The organism is Azoarcus sp. CIB, assembly GCF_001190925.1.
Taxonomy (GTDB): Bacteria; Pseudomonadota; Gammaproteobacteria; order Burkholderiales; family Rhodocyclaceae; genus Aromatoleum.
On the sequence record NZ_CP011072.1, the window covers coordinates 194048 to 218008 of the forward strand.

The following is a 23961-nucleotide window of genomic DNA, read 5'->3' on the forward strand; positions in this document are numbered from 1 at the left end:
CGCGATGACGACCCCCCTCCCGACCGCCCCCCGCAAGCTCGACCCGCTCGCCTTCCCGCTGCACGGCAGCCGTCTCATCGAGGCGAGCGCCGGCACCGGCAAGACCTTCACGATCGCTGCGCTGTACGTGCGCCTCGTACTCGGCCACGGCGGCGAGGCTGCTTTCGCGCGCGCGCTGACGCCGCCGGAGATCCTCGTCGTGACCTTCACCGATGCCGCGACCAAGGAGCTGCGCGACCGCATCCGCGCGCGCCTCGCCGAGGCGGCCGGGTATTTCCGTGTCGACCCGGCGGATGTTGACGCAATGGCGCGCGGCAAGGACTTCCTGCACGACCTGCGCGCCGACTATCTGCCGGAAGCCTGGCCCGGCTGCGCGCGCAAGCTGCAGCTCGCCGCCGAGTGGATGGACGAGGCCGCGGTGTCGACGATCCACGGCTGGTGCAAGCGCATGCTCAACGAGCACGCCTTCGACAGCGACAGCCTGTTCACGCAGCAACTCGAAACCGACCAGCGCGAACTGCTCGCCGAGGTCGTGCGCGACTTCTGGCGCAGCTTCTTCGTGCCGCTCGACGAGGACGCAGTCGCCGCGATCGCCGGCTGGTGGGCGACGCCGGACGCGCTGCAGGGCGAGCTCGGCAAGCTCGTCGAGCATGCCGACGCGCTGGAGGATGCGCCGGAGCCGGCCGGCGCGGTCGCCGCCGCACGCGACGAGACGGCGCAGGCGCTCGCCACGCTGAAGGCGCCGTGGGCGCAGTGGGCCGACGAACTGGAGGAACTGCTCGATGCCGGCATTGCGACGAAACAGGTCGTCGGCAGCAAGATCCAGCGGCGCTATTACGAACCGTGGCTCGCTGCGCTGCGCAGCTGGGCCTGCGATCCCGCGGCCGCGTCGCCCGATCTGAAGAAGGGCTGGGAGCGCTTCACGCCCGAGGGTATGGCCGAGGCGTGGAAGGACGGCAATCCGCCCGCCCACCCCGCCTTCGCCGAGATCCCCCGCCTGAAGGCGGCGCTCGCCGACCTGCCGGACGCGCGGGCCGAGCTGCTGCGCTTCGCCGCACGCTGGGTCGCCCGGCACTTCGCCGCCGAGCAGCAGCGGCGTGCACAGATGGGATTCAACGATCTCCTCACGCGCCTCGACGCCGCGCTGCGCCAGCCCAACGGCGAACGTCTGGCGGAAGTGATCCGCCGGCAGTTTCCGGTCGCGCTGATCGACGAATTCCAGGACACCGACCCGGTTCAGTACGACATCTTCGACCGCGTCTATCGCATCGCCGCGAATCCCGCCGACAGCGGCGTGGTGCTGATCGGCGACCCCAAGCAGGCGATCTACGCCTTCCGCGGCGCGGATATCTTCACCTATCTGCGCGCGCGCCGCGACGCGGGCGGGCGGCTGTTCACGCTCGGCACGAACTACCGCTCGACCGAGGCGATGGTCGCCGCGGTGAACCGCTGCTTCGCGCAGGCCGAGGGCTGCGAGGGGGGTGAGGGCGCCTTCCTGTTCCGCAGGCAGGACGACAACCCCGTGCCCTTCCAGGTGGTCGAGGCCAATGGGCGGCGCGAGCGCCTCGTCGTGGACGGGGCGCCGGTCACCGCGCTGACATGCTGGGCGCTCGATCCCCGCGAGGCGGGCAAGGCGGTCGGCGTCATGGACTATCGCGCGCGCATGGCCGCGAGCTGCGCCGCAGAGATCATCCACCTCTTGAACCTCGGCCAGCACGGGCGGGCGGGTTTCGCACGTGAAGGAGACGCACTCGCCGCGCTGCGCCCGGCCGACGTCGCGATCCTCGTCAACAGCCGCAAGGAGGCCAATGCCGTGCGCGCCGCGCTGGCTGCGGGCGGGGTGCGCAGCGTCTATCTCTCCGACCAGGAGTCGGTGTTCGCCAGCCCGCAGGCGCAGGAGCTGCAGCGCTGGCTCGCCGCCTGCGCTGAACCGGACGACGATGGCCTGCTGCGCGCCGCGCTCGCGACCCCCTGCCTCGGCCTCGACTGGGCCGCGCTCGACCGGCTGCGCCGCGACGAGCTCGAATGGGAAGACCGCGTGCTGCAGTTCCGCGACTACCGCCAGGTGTGGCGCCGCCAGGGCGTGCTGCCGATGCTGCGCCGCCTGCTGGGGGACTTCGGCGCGCCGCGGCGGCTCCTCGGCGCGGCAGGGGACGCAACTGCGGGCGCGCCGCCCGATGGCGAGCGTGCGCTCACCGACCTGCTGCACCTCGCCGAACTGCTACAGCACGCGAGCGTCGCGCTCGACGGCGAACACGCGTTGATCCGTCACCTTGCCGAGCAGCGTGTCGACGCCGAGAACGGCGATGATGCGAGGAAACTGCGCCTCGAGAGCGATGCCGACCTCGTGCAGGTCGTCACCGTGCACAAGTCCAAGGGCCTCGAATACCCGCTCGTGTTCCTGCCCTTTGCGTGTGCCTATCGCCCCGTCGATCCCGAAGACCTGCCGATCAAGCGGCACGACGACACGGGCCGGCTCAGGCTCGTGCTGGAACCCGAGGGCGACGATGTCGCGCAAGCCGACCACGAACGCCTCGGCGAGGACCTGCGCAAGCTCTACGTCGCGCTGACGCGCGCGCGCCACGCGACCTGGATCGGCGTCGCACCGGTGGACAAGCTCGAGCGCAGCGCGCTGGGCTATCTCCTCGCCGGCGGCGCGGCGATCGCGACCGACGCCTTGCCCGACGCGCTGAATGCCCTGCGCGGCGACTGCGCCCATATCGCCGTCGAACCCGCCCCGGCGCCCGCGGGCGAGCGTTTCGTGCCGCGCGTCGCCCGTACCGAGCTCGGCGCCGCGCGCGAACCGCGCCGGCCGGTGCGCGAGTTCTGGTGGATCGCGAGCTATTCGGCGCTGCGTACCGCCGAGGCGGGCGCTGCGGAAGGGGGCGCGGGCGAGTCCGCACGCCCTGCCGGCGCCGAATCCGTGCCGCCCGCGGCACAAACGCCGGCCGAAGAGACCTTCGCCGAGACCCTGGCCGAGCCCCCCGGCGCGCCGGCCGCGCCCGGCGGCGACCAGCGCCTGCACCGCTTCGCGTGCGGCCCCGGCCCCGGCACCTTCCTGCACGAGATCCTCGAATGGGCCGCGCGCGAAGGCTTCGGCCGCGTGCTCGCGGCGCCCGAGCGCGCCCGCGACATGATCGCGCGCCGCTGCGCCGTGCGCGGCTGGAGCCACTGGACGGAGACGCTTACGCGCTGGCTGCTCGACTTCATCGCGACGCCGCTGCCGCTGCCCGACGGCGACGCGCCGCGGCTGGCCGATCTCGCGGGCGCCCGCCCGGAGATGGAGTTCTGGTTCGAGACTCACCGCGCCGACCTCGTGCGCCTCGACGCCCTCGTGCGCGCCCACACGCTTGCTGCTGCGCCGCGCCCGGAACTCGCCCCGGGCCAGCTCAACGGCATGCTGAAGGGCTTCATCGACCTCGTCTTCGAACACCGCGGGCGTTACTACGTGGCCGACTACAAATCCAACTGGCTGGGGCCCGACGACGCAGCCTACACGCCCGCCGCGATGCGCGACGCGGTGCTGGCGAAGCGCTACGAGCTGCAATACGTGCTCTACCTCTTCGCGCTGCACCGCCTGCTGAAGTCGCGCCTGCCCGACTACGACTACGACCGCCACGTCGGCGGCGCGGTGTACCTCTTCCTGCGCGGCAGCCGCGCGCCGACCCGCGGCGTGCATGCCGAGCGCCCGCCACGTGCGCTGATCGAGGCGCTGGATGCGGAGTTCGGTGGCGGGTGCGCGACCGGTGGGGCTATTTGATATCGTGATACCATTGGATCGTCTGTTGTGATCCGGAGGCATGCCATGGCACAAGTCGTTGTTCGCAATCTCGAGGAAGAGGTCAAGGCCGGTCTGAAGGCGCGCGCCGGCCGCCACGGCTGGAGCATGGAGGAAGAGGTGCGGCAGATCCTGCGGCGTGCGGTGATCGAGGAGGACGCGGCGCGCCCGCGGCTGGGCTCGCGCATTGCCGCGCGCTTTGCCGGCGCCGGACTGACGGAACCCTTGCCCGAACTGCACGGCGAAGGGATCGCGCCGATGGAGTTCGGTGAATGATCCTGCTCGACACCAATGTCCTGTCGGCGCTGATGCAGCAACAGCCGGACGAGCGCGTCGTCGTGTGGCTCGACGAGCAACCGGCCGAATCGGTGTGGATCAGCAGCGTGACGCTGTTCGAGGCGCGCTACGGCCTGGCGCTGCTCGCACCGGGGCGCCGCCGCGCAGCGCTGCAGGAGCGCTTCGACCTGCTCGTGCGCGAGGACCTCGAAAACCGCGTGCTGCTCTTCGACGCCAGTGCCGCCGCCTACGCCGCCGAGCTCGCGGCCGAGCGCCGCAATGCCGGCCGCCCGGTCGACATGCGCGACACCTTCATTGCCGGTATCGCGCTGTCGCGGCGTGCGACGATTGCGACCCGCAACACCCGGCACTTCGACGACCTGTCGGTGCCGGTCGTGAATCCCTGGGGCGAGCATGCGTGATCTGTGTGACCTGACGTCGGGCGAGGGTGCGCGATGATGCGCACGACCCGAGGCCGCCGTCCCGGCGCCGACCGCATGGATGACCTGTTCGCGGGCGCGGACGATGGTGGTGCCGCTGCGTGCGGCGACATCCCCGCGCTGCTGCGCCGTTGGGCGGAGCGCGGCTGGCTGCGTCCGCTCGACCGCGTGTTCGCGGACTTCCTGCGCGACGAGGCGCCCGACGCCGAGCCCCTGCTGCTGCTCGCCGCGGCGCTCGCGAGCCACCAGCTGGGCCGCGGTCACGTGTGCCTGGACCTCGCCGCGACGCTCGACGATCCGCGTTTCGCGCTGTCGCTGCCGCCGGAAGGCGACGACGACACGGATCTGCCGCCGCTGCCGGACGAGGTGCTGGCCGGCGTGACGCTGGCGGACTGGATTGCAGCGCTGGCGCACCCGCTGCTCGTCGCGCACCCTGACCGTAGGGCGGATGAGGCGAAGCCGTTATCCGCCGTCATGGCGGAGGGGCACGAAGCCGCGGTGCCACAGGATGCGACATCCGGCGGAAGGCGCTGCGCTTTTCCGCCCTACGAAGCGTCGTCGAACACCCCGCTCGTCCTCGTCGGCACCCGCCTCTATCTGCGGCGCTACTGGCAATACGAATGCGACGTGCGCACGGGCATCGATGCGCGCCTCGCCGCGCGGCCCGCGGCGCTCGACCCCGCGGCCTTCCGCCAGGCGCTCGATGCGCTTTTCCCGCCGCGCGCGGACGGTGCCGTCGACTGGCAGAAGCTCGCCTGCGCGCTGGTCGCACGCAGCGCCTTCGGCATCGTCACCGGCGGCCCCGGCACCGGCAAGACCACCACTGTCGTGCACCTGCTCGCGCTGCTGCAGAGCCTCGCGCTCACCGGGCCGCAGCAGCGCCCGCTGCGCATCCGCCTCGCCGCGCCCACGGGCAAGGCCGCGGCGCGGCTCAACGAATCAATCGCCGGCGCGGTCGCGAAGCTCGAACTCGACCGCCTGCCCGGCGGCGAAGCCGTGCGTGGGGCGATTCCGGTCGCCGTCGGCACGCTGCACCGCCTGCTCGGCAGTCGCCCGGACACGCGCCACTTCCGCCACGACGCGCGCAACCCGCTGGCGCTCGACGTGCTGGTCGTCGACGAGGCCTCGATGGTGGACCTCGAGATGATGGCCGCGGTGCTCGCGGCGCTGCCGGCGCACGCGCGCCTGGTGCTGCTCGGCGACAAGGACCAGCTCGCCTCGGTCGAGGCCGGCGCGGTGCTGGGCGAGCTGTGCGCCCGTGCGCATGAAGGCCGCTACACGCCCGCGACGCGCGACTGGCTCGCGGGCGTGACCGGCACGCGCATCGACGACGCGCTGGTCGACGCGCAGGGCGCGCCGCTCGACCAGGCCGTGGCGATGCTGCGCGTGAGCCACCGCTTCACCGCCGACAGCGGCATCGGCCGCCTCGCCGAAGCCGTCAATGCCGGCGAACGCGCGCCGATGCACGCGGTGCTGAACGGATCCGGATCGCAGCGCTGCGCCGATCTCGCGCGCCTGCGCCTTACCGGCGACGCGGACCTGCGCGACCTCGTGATCGCCGGCGGCGCGGAGAACTTCCCCGGCGGCGGGAAGCTCGCCGGCAGCGACGCGCCCCCGCCGCCCGCGGGCTTCGGCCATTACCTGCAGGTGATGCGCGACGGGCGACCGCCGCTGGATGCAGCGCAGGCCGATTTCGACCGCTGGGCGCGCGCGGTGCTCGCGGCGCAGGGGCGCTTCCAGCTGCTGTGCGCGCTGCGCCGCGGCCCGTGGGGCGTCGCAGGGCTCAACGAGCGCGTCGCGCGAATGCTGCACGCGGCCGGCCTGATCCAGTCTGACCACGGCTGGTATCCCGGCCGGCCCGTGCTCGTCACGCGCAACGACTACGGCCTGGGGCTCATGAACGGCGACGTCGGCGTGACGCTGGAGCTGCCGCGCCCCGCGCCGGAGGGCGGACTGGGGTGGGGTCTGCGCGTGGCCTTCCCCGCCGGCGACGGCAGCGATGGGGTGCGCTGGGTGCTGCCGAGCCGCCTGCAGGCGGTCGACACGGTGTTCGCGATGACCGTGCACAAGTCGCAGGGCTCGGAATTCACGCATGCCGCGCTGGTGCTGCCCGACACGCTGAACCCCGTGCTCACGCGCGAGCTCGTGTATACCGGCATCACCCGCGCGCGCCAGTGGCTGACGCTGGCAACGGCGGGCTCGGACCGGGTGCTGGACGAGGCGGTCGGCCGGCGCGTGCTGCGCGCGAGCGGCCTGATGGCCGCCCGTCACGCCCCCTGAGCCGGCCGGCGGTCGGGCTTGCCGGACGACTCACTGGACAATATTCACGACTCCTTCGTCGCGCCCGCCGCCGCTCGAGATCACGCGCACGATATCGCCCGCGACCGCGCGCACCGGCGAATTGCGCACGTCGATCTGCCATGCCCCGGTCGCATCCGAGGTCACCGTCGCGATCGTCTCGTTCGTGCGCACCAGCGTCGCGGTGATCTGCGCGCCGGCCTGGTTCGTCGCGCCGCGCACCTCCCAGCGACCCGAGTCTGCGCGGAAGTTGCCGCGCGTCAGATCGACCGTATCCATCGCCACCGGCTGGGCGGTGATCGTCACGGGCGTGGGCGCCGACACCAGGCCGCCGACGTCCGCGACCGTGTAGCTGAAGGTGTAGGTACCCGCCGCGGCCGCAGTGACGATCACGTCGCCGGTCTGCGGATTCTGCACGTCCAGCCCCGGCGGCAGCGGGAACTGCAGCTGCACCGTGGTGCTGTCCATGTTGCCGTTGGCGTCCGTGTCGTTGGCGAGCAGATGCACCTCCGTCGCCAGGCCGACGAACACGTTCGCGGCGTCCGCGACCGCCACGGGGGCGACGTTCGTCGGCACGGTGCCGGCCGGCGGCGGGGGCGGCGGTGCGGTCACCCCGGCGACGGTCGCGATGGCCTGGCTCAGGTTGGTCAGGTTCACCGCCTTCACCTGCGACGGGCAGGCGCCGTCGGAGTCGACCTCGCCCTCGTTGACGATCACGCTGTAGCGATAGGTGCCGAATTCGGGCGCCTCGATGTCCACCGTCGTGCTCATCGAGCCGTACAGGTAGTTGGTCTTCGGGTTGCGGAATTCGATCGTCGAGGCTGCGGGCAGGTAGGCCGAGCCCTGCACCTGCAGGCGTGAACCGGGTACGCAGCTGGTCTTCGTGATGCTGGTCTTGGGTACGGCCGGATCGATCAGGGCGCCGCCCGCCGCTTCCATCGAGAAGTGGTAGAAGTTGCCGTCGTCGCCGTAATAGCCTTCCAGCGCCGCGAAGGTGCCGACCGGGATCGACGCGGGATCCACTGCGAAGCCGAACTCGTTCTTGTAGCCCTTGGAGAGCAGGCGCGGATCGGTGCTTTCGCGCATCGGGATGTCGAGCAGGCTCATCGCGCCCGTATCGTTTTTCGTCAGCGAGCCGAGCAGCACCGTCTCGGCGGGTTCGATCGCCACGCTGGTGATCAGCGGCGTCGCGGTACCGTCGGCCGCGATCTTCACCTCGCCCAGCAGGATCGCCGTGGAGCCGACGAAACCGTCGCGCAACAGGCCGGGGAAGCGCGCGGGGTCGATCAGCTCGGCGGCGCTCAGGGTCTTGGTGGGCGTATGGATCGTCGCGCCCGGCGGCACGAGGAAAGTGCGGCCGAACACGCCGAGTTCGACGCCCGTGCCGTCGGGGCGATTGTAGATGCTCTTGACGATGCCCTCGCTTTCGAACGGGATGGGCACGACCTGGGCCGAGACCAGCGCCGGGGCGCCCAGCGCACACAGGAGCGCGAGCGTGCGGGCCAGCGGTTTGAGCGAAAGGGAGGGTGTCGGGCTGCGTCTGGACTGGAGGCTCATGACTGTTTTCCTTAAAAACTTGGGTGGGTTCGGACTACGCGCGCCCCCCGTTTTTGCAAGCCATGTGCCATACCTCGAACGTAATAAATTTGTATCGGGAAATGTGTATCAGGAGGAAAATTCCGGGGGAAAACCGGGGAAAATCGGGTGGGGCATTCCACCCATTCTGGGGAATTCGGCGCGTGCAGAATGGCATTCGAATGCCACGGTCCGGCGCACATCCAGTAACGTTAAGCCGGTCACGGTGACGTCCGCGATTTGGCGTCACACTGGTGCAACGTGTGTTTGGGGTATTTCACCCGGCACCCATTCCCTCCGGAGTTTCACGGACATGGACGGCAACCGGAAACCTTTCAACCTGCGCAGATGGTTCTCCATCGTCAGCCTGCTGGTGACGGGCGGCGCGGCTATCGTCTCCGGCGCGATTCTGTCCAACTTCTTCGTGTCGGAAGCGATCAAGCGCGACGCGATGCTCACCACCCAGTTCATCCAGTCGATCGCGGATATCGAATTGCGCCACGGCCGCTTCGGCGTCGCGCAGATCACCCTCGGCGCCATCCTCGATTCGCGCATCACGGCCGATGAACTGGGCGTCGAGGAAGTGAACCTCGCGCGTGCGCGCCAGGAGTTCTTCGACCACCTGCGCCTGATGCCCGAGGCCCTGCTCGCGACCGTGTTCGCGCCCGACGGCTTCGTCATCTGGTCAGCCAATCCGACCCTGATCGGCAAGAGCTTTCCGAACAGCCGCGATCTGGCGGAAGTCATCAAGCGCAAGGAAGGGATCGCGGGCGGCCACCTGAAAGGTTCTGCCGGGGGCAAGATCGAGCAGCAGTTCGTGCGCTACCCCGAAGACTTCTACATCGAAAACTACGTGCCGCTGCTCGACCGCGACGGCAAGGTCGCCTCCATCGTCGAGATCTACAAGGAGCCGCAGGATCTCATCTACTCGCTCAAGCGCGGCTACTTCCTGATCTGGCTCGCGGCGCTGCTCTCGGGTGCGGCGATCTACCTGTGCCTGCACTGGATCATCATCCGCGCCGCGCGCCAGATCGATGCCCAGCAGCGCGAGATCGTCGAGAACAAGACGCTCGTCGCGCTCGGCGAAATGTCCTCCGCCGTCGCGCACGGCCTGCGCAACCCGCTCGCGTCGATCCGCTCCAGTGCTGAAGTCGCGCTCGAAGTCGGCGATCCGTCGACCGCGAAGAACCTCAGCGATATCGTCACCCAGGTCGATCGGCTCTCAAAATGGGTACGGGAATTGCTTCAATTTTCACGGCCGCTCAGCGACGAACGCGAGGCGGTGAAGATCGATATGGCCCTGGACAATGCGCTGTCCACCTACGAGGTGCAGATCCGCCGCGCCGGCATCGAGGTCGACTGGACGCCCGACGTGGCGCCGGCCGTCGAGGTGCATGCGAACGGATCGCTGCTGGAGCAGGTGCTCAACAGCGTGCTGTCCAACGCCATCGAAGCCATGCCGCGTGGCGGGCGCCTCGGCGTATCCGTGGAGCCCCCCGAGCGCAAGCGCGTCACCGTCAAGATCTCCGACACAGGCTGCGGGATGTCGGAGAAGCAGCTGGAAATGGCCTTCAAGCCCTTCCACACGACGAAACGCGGCGGGTTGGGTGTCGGTCTGGTGCTGGTGAGGCGGATAATGGAGCGGTTTGGCGGGGCCGTCGCGCTGCACAGCGAGGAGCAGGCGGGAACCACCGTAAGTCTGACATTCAAGGTAGCCGAGCAGGAGTAAGGAAATGCCAAACACGATCCTGGTCGTCGAAGACGACGAGATCCTGGGCGATAACATCTGTACCAGCCTCAAGCGCAATGGCTGGGACGCGCAGCTGGCGGGCTCCTCGGAAGAGGCCCTCCAGTTGCTTGCGGTGCTGCACCCCGACGTCGTGCTCACCGACCTCAACCTGCCGGGCATCACCGGCATCGAGCTGATCGGCAAGGTGCGCGAAGCCGAGCCCGAGGCCAAGGTCATTCTCATGACCGGGGACGGCAACGTGCAGCGCGCGGTCGAAGCGATGAAGGCCGGCGCCTACGACTACCTCGCCAAGCCCCTCGTGCTGGCCGAGCTCAAGCTCCTGATCGAGCGCGCGCTCAACGCGCGGCGCATGGAAAAGACCCTGTCCTTCTACCAGGAGCGCGACACGCGCGACGCCGGCGTGACTGCGCTGATCGGCGCCTCCGCCCCGCTGCAGGCGATGAAGAACATGATCCGCCAGCTGCTCGAGGCCGAGCAGCACATGCCCGCGAACGAGCTGCCCGTCGTCCTGATCAACGGCGAAACCGGTACCGGCAAGGAACTCGTCGCGCGCGCCCTGCACGTCGACGGCACGCGCAGCAGCGGCCCCTTCGTCGAAGTGAACTGCGCCTCGATCCCGTCCCATCTTCTGGAAGCCGAGCTGTTCGGCCACGAGAAAGGCGCCTTCACCGACGCGCGCGACCGCCGCGTCGGCCTCGTCGAAGCGGCCGACGGCGGCACGCTGTTCCTCGACGAGATCGGCGAGATCGACCTCGCGCTGCAGGCCAAGCTGCTGAAGCTGCTCGAAGAGCGCACCATCCGGCGCCTCGGTTCGGTCAAGGAGATCAAGGTCAACCTGCGCATCATCAGCGCCACCAACCGCGACCTCGAACAGATGGTGCGCGAAGGCAAGTTCCGCAGCGACCTGTACTTCCGCCTGCGCATCATCACGATCAAGGTGCCGCCGCTGCGCGAGCGCGGCGAAGACATCGTCACGCTGGCGAAGCACTACCTCGAACAGCACGCCCGCCGCTACGGCAAGCCCGGCCTGTACTTCAACGACGACGCGCTCGCCGTGCTGAAGAGCTACGCGTGGCCGGGCAACGTGCGCGAGCTGCGCAACATGCTCGAACAGACGGTGCTGCTCGCCGCCGGCAAGGCCATCACGCCCAACCAGCTGGCGATCTGCCCCGGCCTGTACGGCACCTGCGACCGCGACTTCCACTCGCTCGACTCGTACTGCATGTCGGTGCCGCCCACGGGCGTCAGCGTCCCCGAAGTCGAACGCGACCTCGTCATCAAGATGCTCGACAAGACCGACTGGAACGTCACCAAGTCCGCGCGCCTGCTGGGCCTCACGCGCGACATGCTGCGCTACCGCATCGAGAAGCTCGGCCTGGAGCGTCCCGAGCGCTGACGCGACAAGGATGTAGGGAGGGAGAGGAGGGCGCGGTGAAAGCCGCGCCCTTTTTTCGCCAGGACCGGGTTACATCCGAACCGGATTAGCAGGTCCCTTCCCCTTGAAGGGGAAGGAACCTTCTAACGACGCGGCGGGCCATCTCATGGTGTCGCGCCGAGGGCCGCGTGCTCGCCCCCATTCAAAGCCCCGCCTCCGCCCCCTTGAAGGGGGTGCAGCAGGGGTTTCGCGGAGCACCGCTCCGCGCCTGCGGAACGGCGCAGCGAAGCGGAGACTCCCGGGAGCTACCGTGCAGCACTCAACCTGGTGAAGGAAACTGTGCGCGCGGGCTTATTAGCAGGTCCCTTCCCCTTCAAGGGGAAGGACAGGATGGGGATGGGTCAAACAGCCGTTACATACCCGTCGATCACTGAATACTGCTCGCCAGCTCGAAGATCGGGATGTACATCAGGATCACGATGACGCCGATCACCAGGCCGATGAAGGTCATCAGCAGGGGCTCGAACAGGCGCACGAACCACTCGATGAAGCGGCTCATCTCCTCGTCGTAGAAGTCCGCCGTGCGTTCCATCATCTCGCCGAGGTTGCCGGCGTGCTCGCCTGCGCGCAGCATGCGCAGCGATACCGGCGTCGCCATGCGGTTCTCCTCCAGCGCCCATGACAGCGCGTGGCCCTCGCGGATGCGGGCGGCGACTTCGTCGAGGCGGGTGCGCGTCGCCACGCCGAGCAGGCCGCGCACCATGCCGATCGCCGTCAGGATGGGGATGCCGCCCTGCAGCAGGATGCCCAGCGAGCGGTAGAAGCGCGCCATCTCGTAGATGAACAGGCGCTTGCGGATCGCCGGCACCGACTCCAGCAGCGTCGACAGCGCGCGTCGCACCGGCGGCTGGCGCAGCAGCAGGGCCGCGCCGGCGAGGGCCGCGAGCGCGCCGATACCCAGTTCCAGCTGGTGCGCGTGCAGGAACTGGCCGGATGCCAGCAGCACGCGCGACAGCCACGGCAGATTGGTGCCGACGTCCTCGAACACCGCCGCGAAGCGCGGCACCACGTAGCCGATCAGGAACAACAGCACGCCGCAACCGACCACGAACAGCAGCGCCGGATACACCGCCGCGCTGACGATCTTCTGCCGCACCTCGTCGACGCGGCCGCGGTAGGCCACATAGCGGCCGAGCGCGGCGCCGACGTCGCCGGTCTTCTCGCTCGACTGGATCAGCGCCACGTACAGCTCGGGGAATACCTCAGGCGCGTGCGCCAGCGCCTGCGACAGCGACTTGCCTTCGTACAGCGCGCGCACCAGGTCGTCCAGCACCTTGCGCGCGTGGCCGTCGCTCTCCTTCTCGGCGAGGCTCTCCAGCGCGTCGATCAGCGCCAGGCCGGCCTTCAGCAGCGTCGCCAGCTCCTGGCTGAACAACACCAGCGGGAAGACCTCCTTGCGCTGCCAGCGCAGCGCGGGCAGCCGCTGCGCCGTGCGCAGCGACATCACGCGCAGGCCCTGGTCCTCGGCCTGGCGGCGCGCGTCGGCGAGGCTGGTCGCATCAAGCGTCAGCGCGACGACGCCCGCATTCCGACCGACTCCCTTGATGTGGTAGCGCATGGCGGCTCCCGGCGCGGCGCGGCTGGCGCGTCACTCCCAGCTCGTGATGTCGGCGTTCTCGCCGTCGCCGCCGGGCTGGCCGTCCTTGCCCAGCGAGAACACGTCGTACTCGCCGTGCTCGCCGGGCGCCACGTAGGCATATTGGCGGCCCCACGGATCCGCCGGCACCGCCTTCTGCAGATAGGGGCCGCCCCACTTCGTCTCGTTGCCGGGGCGCGTCACCAGCGCCGCGAGGCCCTGCTCGGTCGACGGGTAGTGGCCGGTGTCGAGGCGGTACAGGTCCAGCGCCTTCACCAGGCCCTCGACCTGCGCACGCGCGGCCTTCACTTCCGACTTGCCGAGCTGGCTGAAGTACTTCGGCGCCACCAGGCCCGCGAGCAGGCCCAGCACCACCAGCACGACCAGCAGTTCCAGCAGCGTGAAACCGCGCGAGGTGACACGAGTGAGGCCAGATGTGGGGCCGCGGCGGAACATTCGACGATCATCCATGGGCTTTGTCGCTCAGTTGATTAGGTGTCCGCCAGTGTAGGAACAGGCTTCGGGCGGCGTCAATTTGGGCGAGCAGGAAACATGCCCGTGGCGTGACGTGCGTCGCGGCGCGGGAATGCAAGGCATGGCGCTTGCGTAAGCCCCGAGGTGGTGGGGAATTTTCCCCAATTGTTAACCCGGCACCCAAACATATGAGAGCTGTTCGGGCACCGTGTTCCTCCCCTTCAAGGGGGAGGTTAGGAGGGGGATGGGTTTCGGCGGCGCCGTTTAACCCATCCCCACCCCAACCCTCCCCTTGAAGGGGAGGGAGTGAACGTGCAGCACTCAATCTGACCAAGACACGATAACCGGAGACGCCACATGCCTTCGCCCGCGCCGCTGCTGCTTGCAGCCTGGCTCGCGCTGCCCTTGGCCGCGCACGCCGACGTCTATATGAAGGTCGAGCCCGACGGCTCGGTCACGCTCACCGACGAGCCGCGCCGCGGCTTCGAGCGCATCGTCGCCTCGCCCGGCCCCGCAAGCGGGGGCAAGGCCCCCATAGGCGGGACCGGTTTGCCGCTCGCCGCCGCGGCCGCCGACACCGGCAGCCTGCCGTATGCGCCGCTGGTCGCCGCGGCCGCGGTCGAGCACGACCTGCCCGAGGCGCTCATCCACGCCGTGATCCGCACCGAATCGAATTACGACCCGGGGGCCGTGTCGCCGAAGGGGGCGGTCGGGCTGATGCAGTTGATGCCCGACACGGCGCGCGAGATGGGCGTCGCGGACGCGCGCGACCCGGCCGACAATATCCGCGGCGGCGCGCGCTACCTCAAGCGCCTGCTGGGCATGTTCGGCAACGACGTGGGGCTCGCCGTCGCGGCCTACAACGCCGGTCCGGGGGCCGTGGCGCGCAGCGGCGGAACCCCGCCTTACGCCGAGACGCGCCGCTACGTGCCGCGCGTGATCGAGCATTTCGAGCGCCTCGGCGGCCGCCGCGGCGGGCGCATGTCCTGAGAAGTGGGGAATCCTGCCCGTGTTTGGGGAAATGTACCCACCGTCCCTGGGGGGCACGAAAAACCCTTTGACGACGCGGGATGTGTCGACCCCGGCGGGGTGCATAAGCCGTTCGATATATGCGGGTTACGTGATGGCGTACCCCCGAAACTGGGGGGGCGGATTGGGCGGGCTAGCCCACTGCGGAGCTGAAAGCCGCGAAATAACTGAGGAGTGGCAGGTTTGGACGGGCTGGCACGCCGGTTGCTGTATGTCCTGCGGGACTTTCCCGCAACGCATCCGCCGGGCCGAACTGCCAGCGTTTCATCGGTCGACGTGGTGTCAGGCGCGGGGTCTGCGGACCCCGAGCCAAAAATCTAACCCTTCGGAGATATTGAAATGGCCAAGAACATTCGTACCCTCGTCGCGATCGCTTCGCTTCCCCTCATGGTCGGTGTCGCCAGCGCGAGCGGACCGTATGCAGGGTCGTGCGGCGCCAGCCTGGATGCGGTCGAAACGGCGATTGTCGCAGCGACTTTCTACGATCCGAAGGCTGCGTCGAACGAGAGCAACATGATCCTCAAGCTCGATTCCGCAGCAGCGAAGCTGGGCCAGAGCAAGCCGCTCGATGCGATTGCCAACCTCGAGTCGATCTCGGACAGGGCCACCGAATTGGCTACCGCGCCGAAGCCCAAGCTCGATGATGCAGCGGGCATCAACGCCGCGGCGGCGAGTGCGATCACCTGCGTAGGGGCGAACTACTGAGCCTGGGGAAGGCTCGCACAAGCGACTTGCCTGCGGGCTCGACTGTGGCAGGCGGCATTTCATGGCCGAAAGGCGCGATTTTCCAGTCGCGCGTTTCGGCCGAGATACCTCGGAGAATTCAAATGGCCAACAAGATCCGTACCCTCGTCGCCGCTCTCGTTGTTCCCGTGGCGTTCAGCGCCGGTATTGCCACCGCGGCGCGCCCGAATCCGGTCGACTACCAATACGTCAGTGTCTGTGCGGCGGAACTGCAGGGCGTTGCAGGGGTGATCAGCGCGTCGACCTTCTCCGGAAAGAACGCAGCCGGGAACAAGGACGGGCTGCTCTCGAAAGTTTATGGCGCGGACCAGAAGGTGTCGCAGAGCAAACCGCTCGAGGCGGAAGGTCTGCTGTATCAGATCGCGGACAAGGCGAACGACCTCGCCAACCAGGGCAAGCTCTCCGGCGCCGACGCGTCGAGCATCGTCGCCGCATCGACGCTGCCGGGTGAGGCCATGACCTGCGTGATGGGTCAGCAGTAACGCGAGACTGCCGTGACGGCGCCTGGGCGCACCCGATCCTGCTTGCCGCGCCAGCGAAGCGAACGCGTCGTCGTCGCCGTGCTGGCCTTCGTGCTGTGGCTGGCGCCCATCCTCGCGCTGGGCAACACCGCGCCGCGCGCTGCGGTGCCCGGTTCGGACATCTGCCGGGCGGGCGCCAAGAACGACAAGGCGCAGGAGCAGCACCCCGCCGGCCATCGCTGCCAGGAGTGCTGCTGCTCGGCCGTGCGCCTCGCCTCCGGCCCGCCGCCCACGGCGGAGTGGTTCTTCATCCCCGCTGCCGCGCCCGTCCTCGCGGGCGCGGAGCGTGCACTGCCGCGTGCGCTGGCATGGCGCGATCTTGCGCCGCCGCCGCGTGCGCCCCCTGCTGCTGACGGAATCCCCGCGACCGCACCCGGCATCGGCTGAACGGCCGCTGCCTGTCGATTTCGTTTTCAGCTCTCCGGCCGCCCCTTGCCCGCGGCGCCCGGGGCGAGGGAGCTTTACATGTCCTGCATTCTCCGCCCGCTCGCAGCGAGCGCTCTTGCGCTATCGCTGTCCGCTCCGCTCGCCGCCGTGGCGTCCTGCGGCGCCACCTTCTGTTCCGTGAATACCAGTTCGGCCTTCATGAACGCCGGTCTGGCGGGCGATACCCGCCTCGACCTGCGCTTCGAGTTCATCGACCAGCGCCACGCCATGCATGGCGATGACAATGTCTCGGTGGGCGAGATTCGGCGCCACCACGACGAGAAGCGCACCGTTAATCGAAACCTGTTGCTCACCGTGGAGCGCGATCTCGCGCCGGACTGGACGCTGGGCCTGACCGCGCCGCTGATCGACCGCGACCACAAGCACATCCACCACCACCGGCACGACGGCGAGGTGCACCACATCCCGGAGACCTGGGATTTCCGCGAGCTCGGCGACCTGCGCATCAAGGCGCGGCACGAGCTCCTGGCGGGGCGCGAGCAGGGGGTCGGGGTGAGCTTCGGCGTGAAGCTGCCGACCGGCCGCAGCGACGTGAAGAACGGCGACGGCGAAGAGGCGGAGCGCAGCCTGCAGCCGGGCAGCGGCACCACCGACGTGCTGCTGGGGGCGCACTGGCGCATGGAACTGGCGGGCGGGTCGACCGCCTTCGCGAGCCTGGGGGCGGAGTTCGCCACCGGCGAGCATGACGACTATCGCCCCGGGCACCGCACGCACCTGGACTTCGGCTGGGTGAAGCCGGTTAGCGAGCGCCTGAGCATTCCGGTGCAGCTCAACGTCGCCTTCAAGGCGCGCGACCGCGGCGCGGAGGCCGAGCCGGAGGATACGGGCTCGACGATGGTGGCGCTGAGTCCGGGGGTGAACTGGCAGATGTCGCCGCACTGGCAGCTTTACGCGTATTACCAGCGGCCGATCTACCAGCATGTGAACGGCGTGCAGATTACGCCGCGCTGGAGTGCGGTGGTGGGGACGACGGTCGCGTTTTGAGGCGGCGGGTAGTTGGTAGCTCCCTCCCCTTCAAGGGGGAGGGTTGGGGTGGGGATGGGTGGACTCCGCAGCGCCCACAGGAAACCCATCCCCATCCTGTCCTTCCCCTTGAAGGGGAAGGGACCTGCTAATGAGCACCGCGACACACGAAACACACCGCTCCGCGCCCCCTCCGCGCCCGTCTACCGGGGACTATTCCCCAATTCCGGGGCGCTGTCCCCGCTTTTACGCGATTCCGTCTAGTCCGCGCGCCCAACATGGGCAATTGGCCGCCAAGCCCCAAGTTGTCACAAGTTGTCGCATACCGGCAGGGATGACTTTGGCGTAACCGGTAAGACTTTCGACGCAACCTGATCAGGGTAAGCGGCGTGGTTGCAGGGATTGCGTGGGGAAACCCCACCCGCGGTGCGGGGAAAAATTGGGGAATCTTCCCCGTTTTTCGCCCCGGCAAAAATCAAGTCATTGAAAAAACGTGATTTTTTGTAATGGCACGACCGTTGCAAGGACACCCACGGGATTTTCCCATTTTGGCCCGCGCCCGGTGCAGTCCGCCGACCGCGGGTCCGGGGTCTGCAGTGCACCGCGGACCGAAGCGTTGTAACCGTGGGGGGAACGACGATGAAGTACCTTTATCCGAAAGGGCGGGCGCCAGCCGCAGCCGGCTATCAAGGCCGGCTGACGCAGCTGGCCGGCCTGCTGATGCTGACCGGGGCGACACTGTTCGCGGCCGGCCAGGCTCAGGCAGCTCCGCCGAGTGGTGGTGGCGGTGGTGGTGGCGGAACGACGACGACCGCCGCCATCGCGTGTACGAAAACGCTGGTGGCCAACGTGGTCGCACTCGACCAGCCGCTGATGTACAACCGGCTCGGCGCGCAGAACATCAACGGCATGATGTATGCGCTCGAGGAAGACGTGGTGGATTCGAGCGGCAAGACGCTCGCGGCAGGCGGCACGAAGTCCGCCGGCAACGTCAAGCTGCGCGCCGACAAGCGGCCGCGTCCGCTGGTGCTGCGCATCGGGGCGGGCGAATGCCTGACCGTTAACCTGACCAACCTGTTGAGCCCGACGGCGAACCCGCGCGACGCGGTGCCGCCCGAGATGCACATCGACGACCAGGTCGCCGACCGCAACGTGGGCTTCTTCGCGCAGGGCATGCAGGCGGTGAACAGCATCGCCGACATGGGCGACAACACCGGCAAGAACCTGAGTGCGCTGGCCGCACCGGGCCAGACGAAGACCTACACGCTCTACGGCGAGCGTGAAGGCACCTTCGCAGTAACGAGTTATGGCGCGACCTTCGGCGCGGACGGCACCGCGGGCAACGTCTCCAGCGGCCTGTTCGGCCAGCTGACGGTGCTGCCCAAGGGTGGACGCGCGTACCGCAACGTCCTGTCCGAAGAGGAAATGCGCATCGCCGCGGACAAGAACGGCGACGGCGTGCTGACGGCCGCAGCGGGGGAACTGACCGCGGCAGGCCATCCGGTCATCAACTACGAGGCACGTTATCCGAACGCGCAGCCGTGGATTGCCGAGGGCAAGGCCGGCAAGCCGGTCGTGAACACGGTCGACGGCACGCGCATCGTTCATACCGAGATCGACGCGGTGGTCCTCGGACCCAACCCCGACGGCACTTTCCCCGCAACGACCTACCCGCTCGAGAGCATGGGCAAGCGCAACCCCGCCTACCCGAACCGCCTCGAGCCGTTCCGCGACTTCAGCACGGTCTTCCACGACGAAGTGGCGACCGCACAGGCCTTCCCGGGCTTCTACAACGACCCGGTGTTCGGCTACGTGCTGCAGGCGACGCGCGACGCGTTCATGATCAACTACGGTTCCGGCGGCATCGGTTCCGAGATCATTGCGAACCGCCTCGGCGTCGGCCCGATGCACGACTGCACGTCCTGCGCGTACGAGGAGTTCTTCCTCACCGCGTATGTGGTCGGCGATCCGGCGCAACTGGTCGACATTCCCGCGAACGTCGGCCTGGAAGCGCTGAAGCCGGGACAGGTGCCGCCCGCCGGAACGACCGGCATCAAGGCAACGAAGGCGCTGTATCCGCAGGATCCGGCGAACGTCCATCACAGCTACATCGGCGACTTCGTGAAGTACCGCAACATCCACGTGGGGCAGGAGCAGCATGTGTTCCACCTGCACAACCACCAGTGGCTGTTCAACCCCAACGACGACAATTCCAACTATCTTGACGCGCAGGGCGTCGGGCCGGGTTCCGGCTACACCTACGAGATGGTCAACGGGGGCTCCGGCAACCGCAACCGCTCGCCGGGCGACGCGATCTACCACTGCCACTTCTACCCGCACTTCGCGCAGGGCATGTGGTACATGTGGCGGGTCCACGACACCTTCGAGGCCGGCACGAAGCTCGCGGTGTCGAGCGGCACCAAGGGCTTCCACAGCGCGCCCTATGCGCTGAAGGACGGCACGCCCGCAGCAGGTGCGCGCGCTTATCCCGACGGCGAACTGGTGGTCGGCGCGCCGATCCCCGCGGTGGTGCCGCTGCCGGGCAAGGCGATGCCGCCGATGCCGGGCAAGGTGGAGGTCGTCACGAAGTACGTGACCAACCCTGCCACGGGTACGTCGGTCATCGCCGGTTCCAAGGCGCAGGTCGACCGCAGCGTTGCCAACAAGAACACCGACGGCACGCTGAAGAACCCCGGCTATCCGTTCTGGGTGGCAGGCATCGAGAGCACGATGGGCCAGCGTCCGCCGACCCCGCCGCTCGACATGCTGACCCAGGCCAAGGCCCAGGAGCTGAAGGCCAAGGGCGGTCTGTGGGACGGCATCGTGCCGGCGCAGGCAGGTGGCTGGGACGGCGGTCTGGCACGGCACACGCTCGAAGGTACGCTGTCCGGCACCGAGGCGATCGTGACGACCAGCCCGGTCGACTTCCTGAAGAAGATCACGTCTGCGAAGGCGGTGTTCTTCCCCGAGGAAGGGACGGACGCGGAGCAGGCGGCGATGGCCTTCCACTCGCAGAAGGAGCACGCGAGCTACAAGGTCGACCCGAGCGGCACCACGGTGGCAGCGGCAGCGTTCAAGACCAACGGCGCCAAGCCCTCGGTCGCGGCGCCGTTCGCCGAGCCTTGCATCGACGACACGCAGAAGCAGCTGACCAGCACCGCGGGAGCGGGCACCTGGCATAGCGGCTCGACGCTGACGTCGTGGTACACCGGCCAGGCCTCGCAGTTCAACGCGAGCACCCCGCGCGTGTACAAGGGCGCCAACATCCAGTTCGACGCGGTGATCAACAAGGCCGGTTACCACTTCCCGCAACAGCGCATCATCGCGCTGTGGGAGGACGTGATGCCGGTGATCAACAAGCAGCAGCCGCCCGAGCCGTTGGTCATGCGCCTGAACACGTACGACTGCGCGATGTACGACCACACCAACCTGGTACCGGAGTTCTACGAGCTGGACGACTACCAGGTGCGCACGCCGACCGACATCATCGGCCAGCACATTCACCTGCCCAAGTGGGACCTTTCCACCACGGACGGCGCGGCGAACGGCTGGAACTATGAAGACGGCACGCTGGCGCCGGGAGCAGTGGTGGAACGCATCCACGCAGTGCGCCACTTCAACCATTGCACCGAACCGACCGACCCGCGCGACGGCACCAACGTCTGCCCCGTGCCGAAGGCTCACCCCTACTTCGGACAGTTCAATCGTCCGGACTGGATGGGCGCACGCACGACCCAGCAACGCTGGTACTCCGACCCGCTGTTGAACCAGTACAACATCGACCGCGGCCTCGGCAACATCTTCACGCATGACCATTACGGTCCCTCGACCCACCAGCAGATCGGCCTGTACGGAACCGTGCTGACCGAACCGGCGGGCTCGAAGTGGTACCAGGCCGAGACCGGCGCTCCGCTGTACTCCCGTGCAGACGGCGGCCCGACCTCGTGGCAGGCGGTGATCAGCAGTGGCGACATCGATGGCGACAAGATCGATGACAGCTTCCGCGAGTTCTACCTGGAGTTCACCGACTTCCAGCATGCGTATGAAGCCGGCGTGTATGTCGGTGCAGGTCCGGACGGCATCCCCGACCCGGTCAAGTACCCGACCGGCCCGGACAGCTTCCGTTTCGCGATCAACCCGCCGGCGAAGAAGACCACGCTGCCCATCTTCCCCGACATGCAGCGCATCGTCGCTGGTGGCGAGAAGGCAGGCTGCCCGGTCCGTCCGTGCCCGCAGGCGATCTCGGCGGATGACCCCGGAATGTTCGTGGTGAACTACCGCAACGAACCGGTGGCGCTGCGCATCTACGACCCGGCCAAGATCGGCCCCGACGGCAAGCCGGGGATGCAGGCGGACGGACTCGCGGGTGACCTGGCGTATGCACTGCAGAGCCGTACCGACCGCAAGATCGCAGTGTTCAACGAAGCACCGAGCTCGATCAGGCAGGCGACCGGCCCGACCGGAGGCATCACGACCTTCCCGCCGCACATCAACAAGGCGGGCGACAAGGCCGGCGACCCCTTCACCCCGATGCTGCGCACCTACGCGGGTGACATCGTCCGCGTCCGCGTGCAGGCCGGCGGTCAGGAAGAGGCGCACAGCGTCAGCATCCACGGCATCAAGTGGCTGCAGGCGGGTTCGGCCTTCGGTGCAGCAGGCAACTCGGGCTGGCGTAACGGCCAGATGGTCGGCATCTCCGAGCAGTTCAGCCTCGGCATGCCGGTGGCGATGTATGCGGATCCCACCCGCGTCGAGGCGGACTACATGTACTCGATCAATCCGTCGATCGAGGGCTACTGGAACGGCTCGTGGGGTGTGATGCGCAACTACGCGGAGAAGCAGGCGGACCTGTTTGCCGTGCCGAACAACCCGCTGCCGGTGAGCATCACCAACGCCGCGGACTTCAACGGCATCTGCCCGAAGAACTATGTCGATCCGAAGCTCGGCGTGCTGCCGGTCAAGCAGCGCGACTTCAACGTGGTGGTGGCGCTCGCCAACGACATCCTGCCCAACCCGCTCGGCCTGACCATCGGCATGGCGGCGAGCGACGGGAAGCACGTCGGCGGCCCGCTCAAGGCCAATGGCGGCACGCTGGTGTACAACTCGCGTCCGACCAGCATCCCGGCTGCGACCATCATCGACGACGTCACGGGCCAGGCGATCACGATCGGCGGCAAGTCCGGCCCGCTGCACGACCCGACCGCAATCATGTACGTGCGCAAGGACGACCTCGATCCGACCACCGGCAAGCTGAAAGCCGGCGTCCCGGTCGAGCCCCTGGTGATGCGTGCCGCGTCCGGCGAGTGCGTGAATCTGGTGCTGGAGAACCGCCTGCCGACGGTCATGCCCGACCTGCCGTCGCCCAACCTGATGTCGCCGGTCGTGGTTCGTGACCGTTACGGCGCAGTGGGCACCACCAGCTTCAACAACAACCTGATGCGTCCGTCCGCACACGCTGGCCTCCACACCCAGCTGGTGATGTACGACGTGACCAAGTCCGACGGTACCAACGTGGGTATCAACCCGGTGCAGACGGTTGCACCGCGGGCGAGCGCCACCGACCCGTACCCGACGACGGCCTATCAATACTACGTAGGAGACCTGGGCCGCGCGTTCTCTGCGCAAACATCCACCATCAAGAAGGCAACCGACACCGTGACTGCGGTGGGCATCGAGTTCGGCGGCGTCAATATCATGCCGGCGGACAAGGTCAAGCAGACGCAGAAGGGTCTCAACGGAGCGTTCGTCGCCATGCCGCCTGAATCGACCTGGGTCGAGGACAGCAACATGCGCGCCGCCGCCACGGTGACCAAGACCACGAAGCCGGAGCTTGCGACCTACCGTGACTTCGCGCTGCAGTGGGCGAAGGGGGTCAACATGCGTTGGGCAAATGGCGAACCGGTCGAAAGCATCGCCGCGGAAGGTCCGATGGTCCACGAGGATCCGGAGGACAACTCGGCAATGACGGTGAACTACAAGTCCGAGCCGCTGTGGTACCGCTTCGCCAAGGCGCCGGATGCGCCCTTCGGCTGGGCCGGTGGTGCAGGCTTCGCTGCAGTGCCGAACGCAAGCATGGCCTACAGCAACGCGCTGACCGCCGGTGCAGACCCGGAGACCCCGGTGCTGACGGTGAATCGCGGGATGCCCTTCCGGATCCACGTGGTTCAGGCTTCGGGCGGCAGCCGCATGGGTACCTTCGGCCTCCACGGCCACGTGTGGCAGCGCGATCCGTACCGTGCGAACAACACGGATACCAACGGCTATCCGTCGCGCAAGTTCGGTGTGGGTTCGACGCGGATCCTGTTCAACCCGCTGGGGATGTTCCTGGGCGGTCAGGAGAGCATCCTGCCGGCCGCGCACTTCACCTTCAACCTGGCCAGTGCAGGCGGCGCCAACGCAATCCCGGGCGACTACCTGTATCGCGACTTCGAGTCGCTGGGCAACCTCGCCGGCCGCTGGGGGATCGTGCGGGTGCAGTAAGCAAAAGAGTAGAGCAGCACGGTTGCTCCCTCCCCTTCAAGGGGAGGGCTGGGGTGGGGATGGGTTGAACAGAGGTCGCAGAAACCCATCCCCCTCCTGACCTCCCCCTTGAAAGGGGAGGAACAAGGAACCTCAGGTATCACGCAGCAAACACGGGGCGCGGTTCTGCCTGCCG

Annotated in this window: 15 protein-coding genes; 12 read left to right on the plus strand and 3 right to left on the minus strand. The window is 68.2% G+C overall.

Going from position 1 to position 23961, the window contains the following annotated elements; genetic code table 11:
• The first annotated feature begins 4 nt into the window (after positions 1–4).
• Genes recB through recD form a run of 4 tightly spaced genes read left to right on the plus strand, consistent with a single transcriptional unit; the run spans position 5 to position 6774 of the window.
• Positions 5–3760, plus strand: coding sequence for an exodeoxyribonuclease V subunit beta (gene recB / locus AzCIB_RS00765; RefSeq protein WP_083447116.1), 3756 nt, complete (start codon positions 5–7; stop codon positions 3758–3760).
• Positions 3761–3805: 45 nt separating this feature from the next.
• Positions 3806–4054 (plus strand): FitA-like ribbon-helix-helix domain-containing protein, encoded by a 249-nt coding sequence (locus tag AzCIB_RS00770; protein ID WP_050414141.1) that lies wholly within the window; start codon positions 3806–3808, stop codon positions 4052–4054.
• Entirely contained in the window at positions 4051–4476 is a 426-nt protein-coding gene (locus AzCIB_RS00775) for a type II toxin-antitoxin system VapC family toxin (protein WP_050414142.1), read from the plus strand. The genes AzCIB_RS00770 and AzCIB_RS00775 overlap by 4 nt, the downstream gene beginning before the upstream one ends.
• Before the next feature lie 33 nt (positions 4477–4509).
• Complete coding sequence (gene recD / locus AzCIB_RS00780) at positions 4510–6774, plus strand: exodeoxyribonuclease V subunit alpha (RefSeq protein ID WP_050414143.1); 2265 nt, start codon at positions 4510–4512, stop codon at positions 6772–6774.
• A gap of 30 nt (positions 6775–6804) precedes the next feature.
• Here the strand turns inward: recD and AzCIB_RS00785 are convergent, their stop codons facing one another.
• Entirely contained in the window at positions 6805–8349 is a 1545-nt protein-coding gene (locus AzCIB_RS00785; RefSeq protein WP_050414144.1) for an Ig-like domain-containing protein, read from the minus strand.
• Positions 8350–8680: 331 nt separating this feature from the next.
• On the opposite strand from AzCIB_RS00785, the gene AzCIB_RS00790 reads away from it, so the two are divergent.
• Both AzCIB_RS00790 and AzCIB_RS00795 read left to right on the plus strand, forming a co-directional pair.
• Entirely contained in the window at positions 8681–10096 is a 1416-nt protein-coding gene (locus AzCIB_RS00790; protein ID WP_050414145.1) for a sensor histidine kinase, read from the plus strand.
• Between the two features lie 4 nt (positions 10097–10100).
• The gene (locus AzCIB_RS00795; protein ID WP_050414146.1) at positions 10101–11513 is read left to right on the plus strand and encodes a sigma-54-dependent transcriptional regulator; all 1413 of its coding nucleotides are present in this window, start codon (positions 10101–10103) and stop codon (positions 11511–11513) included.
• A 406-nt stretch (positions 11514–11919) separates the two neighbouring features.
• Here AzCIB_RS00795 and AzCIB_RS00800 read toward each other — a convergent pair whose 3' ends face one another.
• Positions 11920–13110, minus strand: a complete 1191-nt coding sequence (locus tag AzCIB_RS00800) for a type II secretion system F family protein (RefSeq protein ID WP_050414147.1) — start codon at positions 13108–13110, stop codon at positions 11920–11922.
• Between the two features lie 30 nt (positions 13111–13140).
• A complete protein-coding gene (gspG, locus tag AzCIB_RS00805; RefSeq protein WP_198149593.1) occupies positions 13141–13599 on the minus strand; it encodes a type II secretion system major pseudopilin GspG in 459 nt (152 codons plus the stop codon).
• A 360-nt stretch (positions 13600–13959) separates the two neighbouring features.
• On the opposite strand from gspG, the gene AzCIB_RS00810 reads away from it, so the two are divergent.
• From AzCIB_RS00810 to mnxG, 6 genes are all read left to right on the plus strand, one after another.
• Complete coding sequence (locus AzCIB_RS00810) at positions 13960–14592, plus strand: lytic transglycosylase domain-containing protein (protein ID WP_050414149.1); 633 nt, start codon at positions 13960–13962, stop codon at positions 14590–14592.
• Positions 14593–14970: 378 nt separating this feature from the next.
• Positions 14971–15336: a hypothetical protein gene (locus AzCIB_RS00815; RefSeq protein WP_050414150.1), complete on the plus strand. Its 366-nt coding sequence runs from the start codon at positions 14971–14973 to the stop codon at positions 15334–15336.
• A gap of 122 nt (positions 15337–15458) precedes the next feature.
• The gene (locus tag AzCIB_RS00820) at positions 15459–15857 is read left to right on the plus strand and encodes a hypothetical protein (protein ID WP_050414151.1); all 399 of its coding nucleotides are present in this window, start codon (positions 15459–15461) and stop codon (positions 15855–15857) included.
• 42 nt (positions 15858–15899) lie between these two features.
• Positions 15900–16283: a DUF2946 family protein gene (locus AzCIB_RS00825; protein WP_050414152.1), complete on the plus strand. Its 384-nt coding sequence runs from the start codon at positions 15900–15902 to the stop codon at positions 16281–16283.
• Positions 16284–16361: 78 nt separating this feature from the next.
• Positions 16362–17327, plus strand: coding sequence for a transporter (locus AzCIB_RS00830; protein WP_050414153.1), 966 nt, complete (start codon positions 16362–16364; stop codon positions 17325–17327).
• 618 nt (positions 17328–17945) lie between these two features.
• Entirely contained in the window at positions 17946–23786 is a 5841-nt protein-coding gene (mnxG, locus tag AzCIB_RS00835) for a manganese-oxidizing multicopper oxidase MnxG (RefSeq protein WP_050414154.1), read from the plus strand.
• The last annotated feature ends 175 nt before the right edge of the window (positions 23787–23961 follow it).

Bases quoted from the DNA above. Each gene is read 5' to 3' on its own strand.
- recB (WP_083447116.1), top strand. From the start codon at position 5: ATGACGACCCCCCTCCCGACCGCCCCCCGCAAGCTCGACCCGCTCGCC.
- AzCIB_RS00770 (WP_050414141.1), top strand. From the start codon at position 3,806: ATGGCACAAGTCGTTGTTCGCAATCTCGAGGAAGAGGTCAAGGCCGGT.
- AzCIB_RS00775 (WP_050414142.1), top strand. From the start codon at position 4,051: ATGATCCTGCTCGACACCAATGTCCTGTCGGCGCTGATGCAGCAACAG.
- recD (WP_050414143.1), top strand. From the start codon at position 4,510: ATGATGCGCACGACCCGAGGCCGCCGTCCCGGCGCCGACCGCATGGAT.
- AzCIB_RS00785 (WP_050414144.1), bottom strand. From the start codon at position 8,349: ATGAGCCTCCAGTCCAGACGCAGCCCGACACCCTCCCTTTCGCTCAAA.
- AzCIB_RS00790 (WP_050414145.1), top strand. From the start codon at position 8,681: ATGGACGGCAACCGGAAACCTTTCAACCTGCGCAGATGGTTCTCCATC.
- AzCIB_RS00795 (WP_050414146.1), top strand. From the start codon at position 10,101: ATGCCAAACACGATCCTGGTCGTCGAAGACGACGAGATCCTGGGCGAT.
- AzCIB_RS00800 (WP_050414147.1), bottom strand. From the start codon at position 13,110: ATGCGCTACCACATCAAGGGAGTCGGTCGGAATGCGGGCGTCGTCGCG.
- gspG (WP_198149593.1), bottom strand. From the start codon at position 13,599: ATGGATGATCGTCGAATGTTCCGCCGCGGCCCCACATCTGGCCTCACT.
- AzCIB_RS00810 (WP_050414149.1), top strand. From the start codon at position 13,960: ATGCCTTCGCCCGCGCCGCTGCTGCTTGCAGCCTGGCTCGCGCTGCCC.
- AzCIB_RS00815 (WP_050414150.1), top strand. From the start codon at position 14,971: ATGGCCAAGAACATTCGTACCCTCGTCGCGATCGCTTCGCTTCCCCTC.
- AzCIB_RS00820 (WP_050414151.1), top strand. From the start codon at position 15,459: ATGGCCAACAAGATCCGTACCCTCGTCGCCGCTCTCGTTGTTCCCGTG.
- AzCIB_RS00830 (WP_050414153.1), top strand. From the start codon at position 16,362: ATGTCCTGCATTCTCCGCCCGCTCGCAGCGAGCGCTCTTGCGCTATCG.
- mnxG (WP_050414154.1), top strand. From the start codon at position 17,946: ATGAAGTACCTTTATCCGAAAGGGCGGGCGCCAGCCGCAGCCGGCTAT.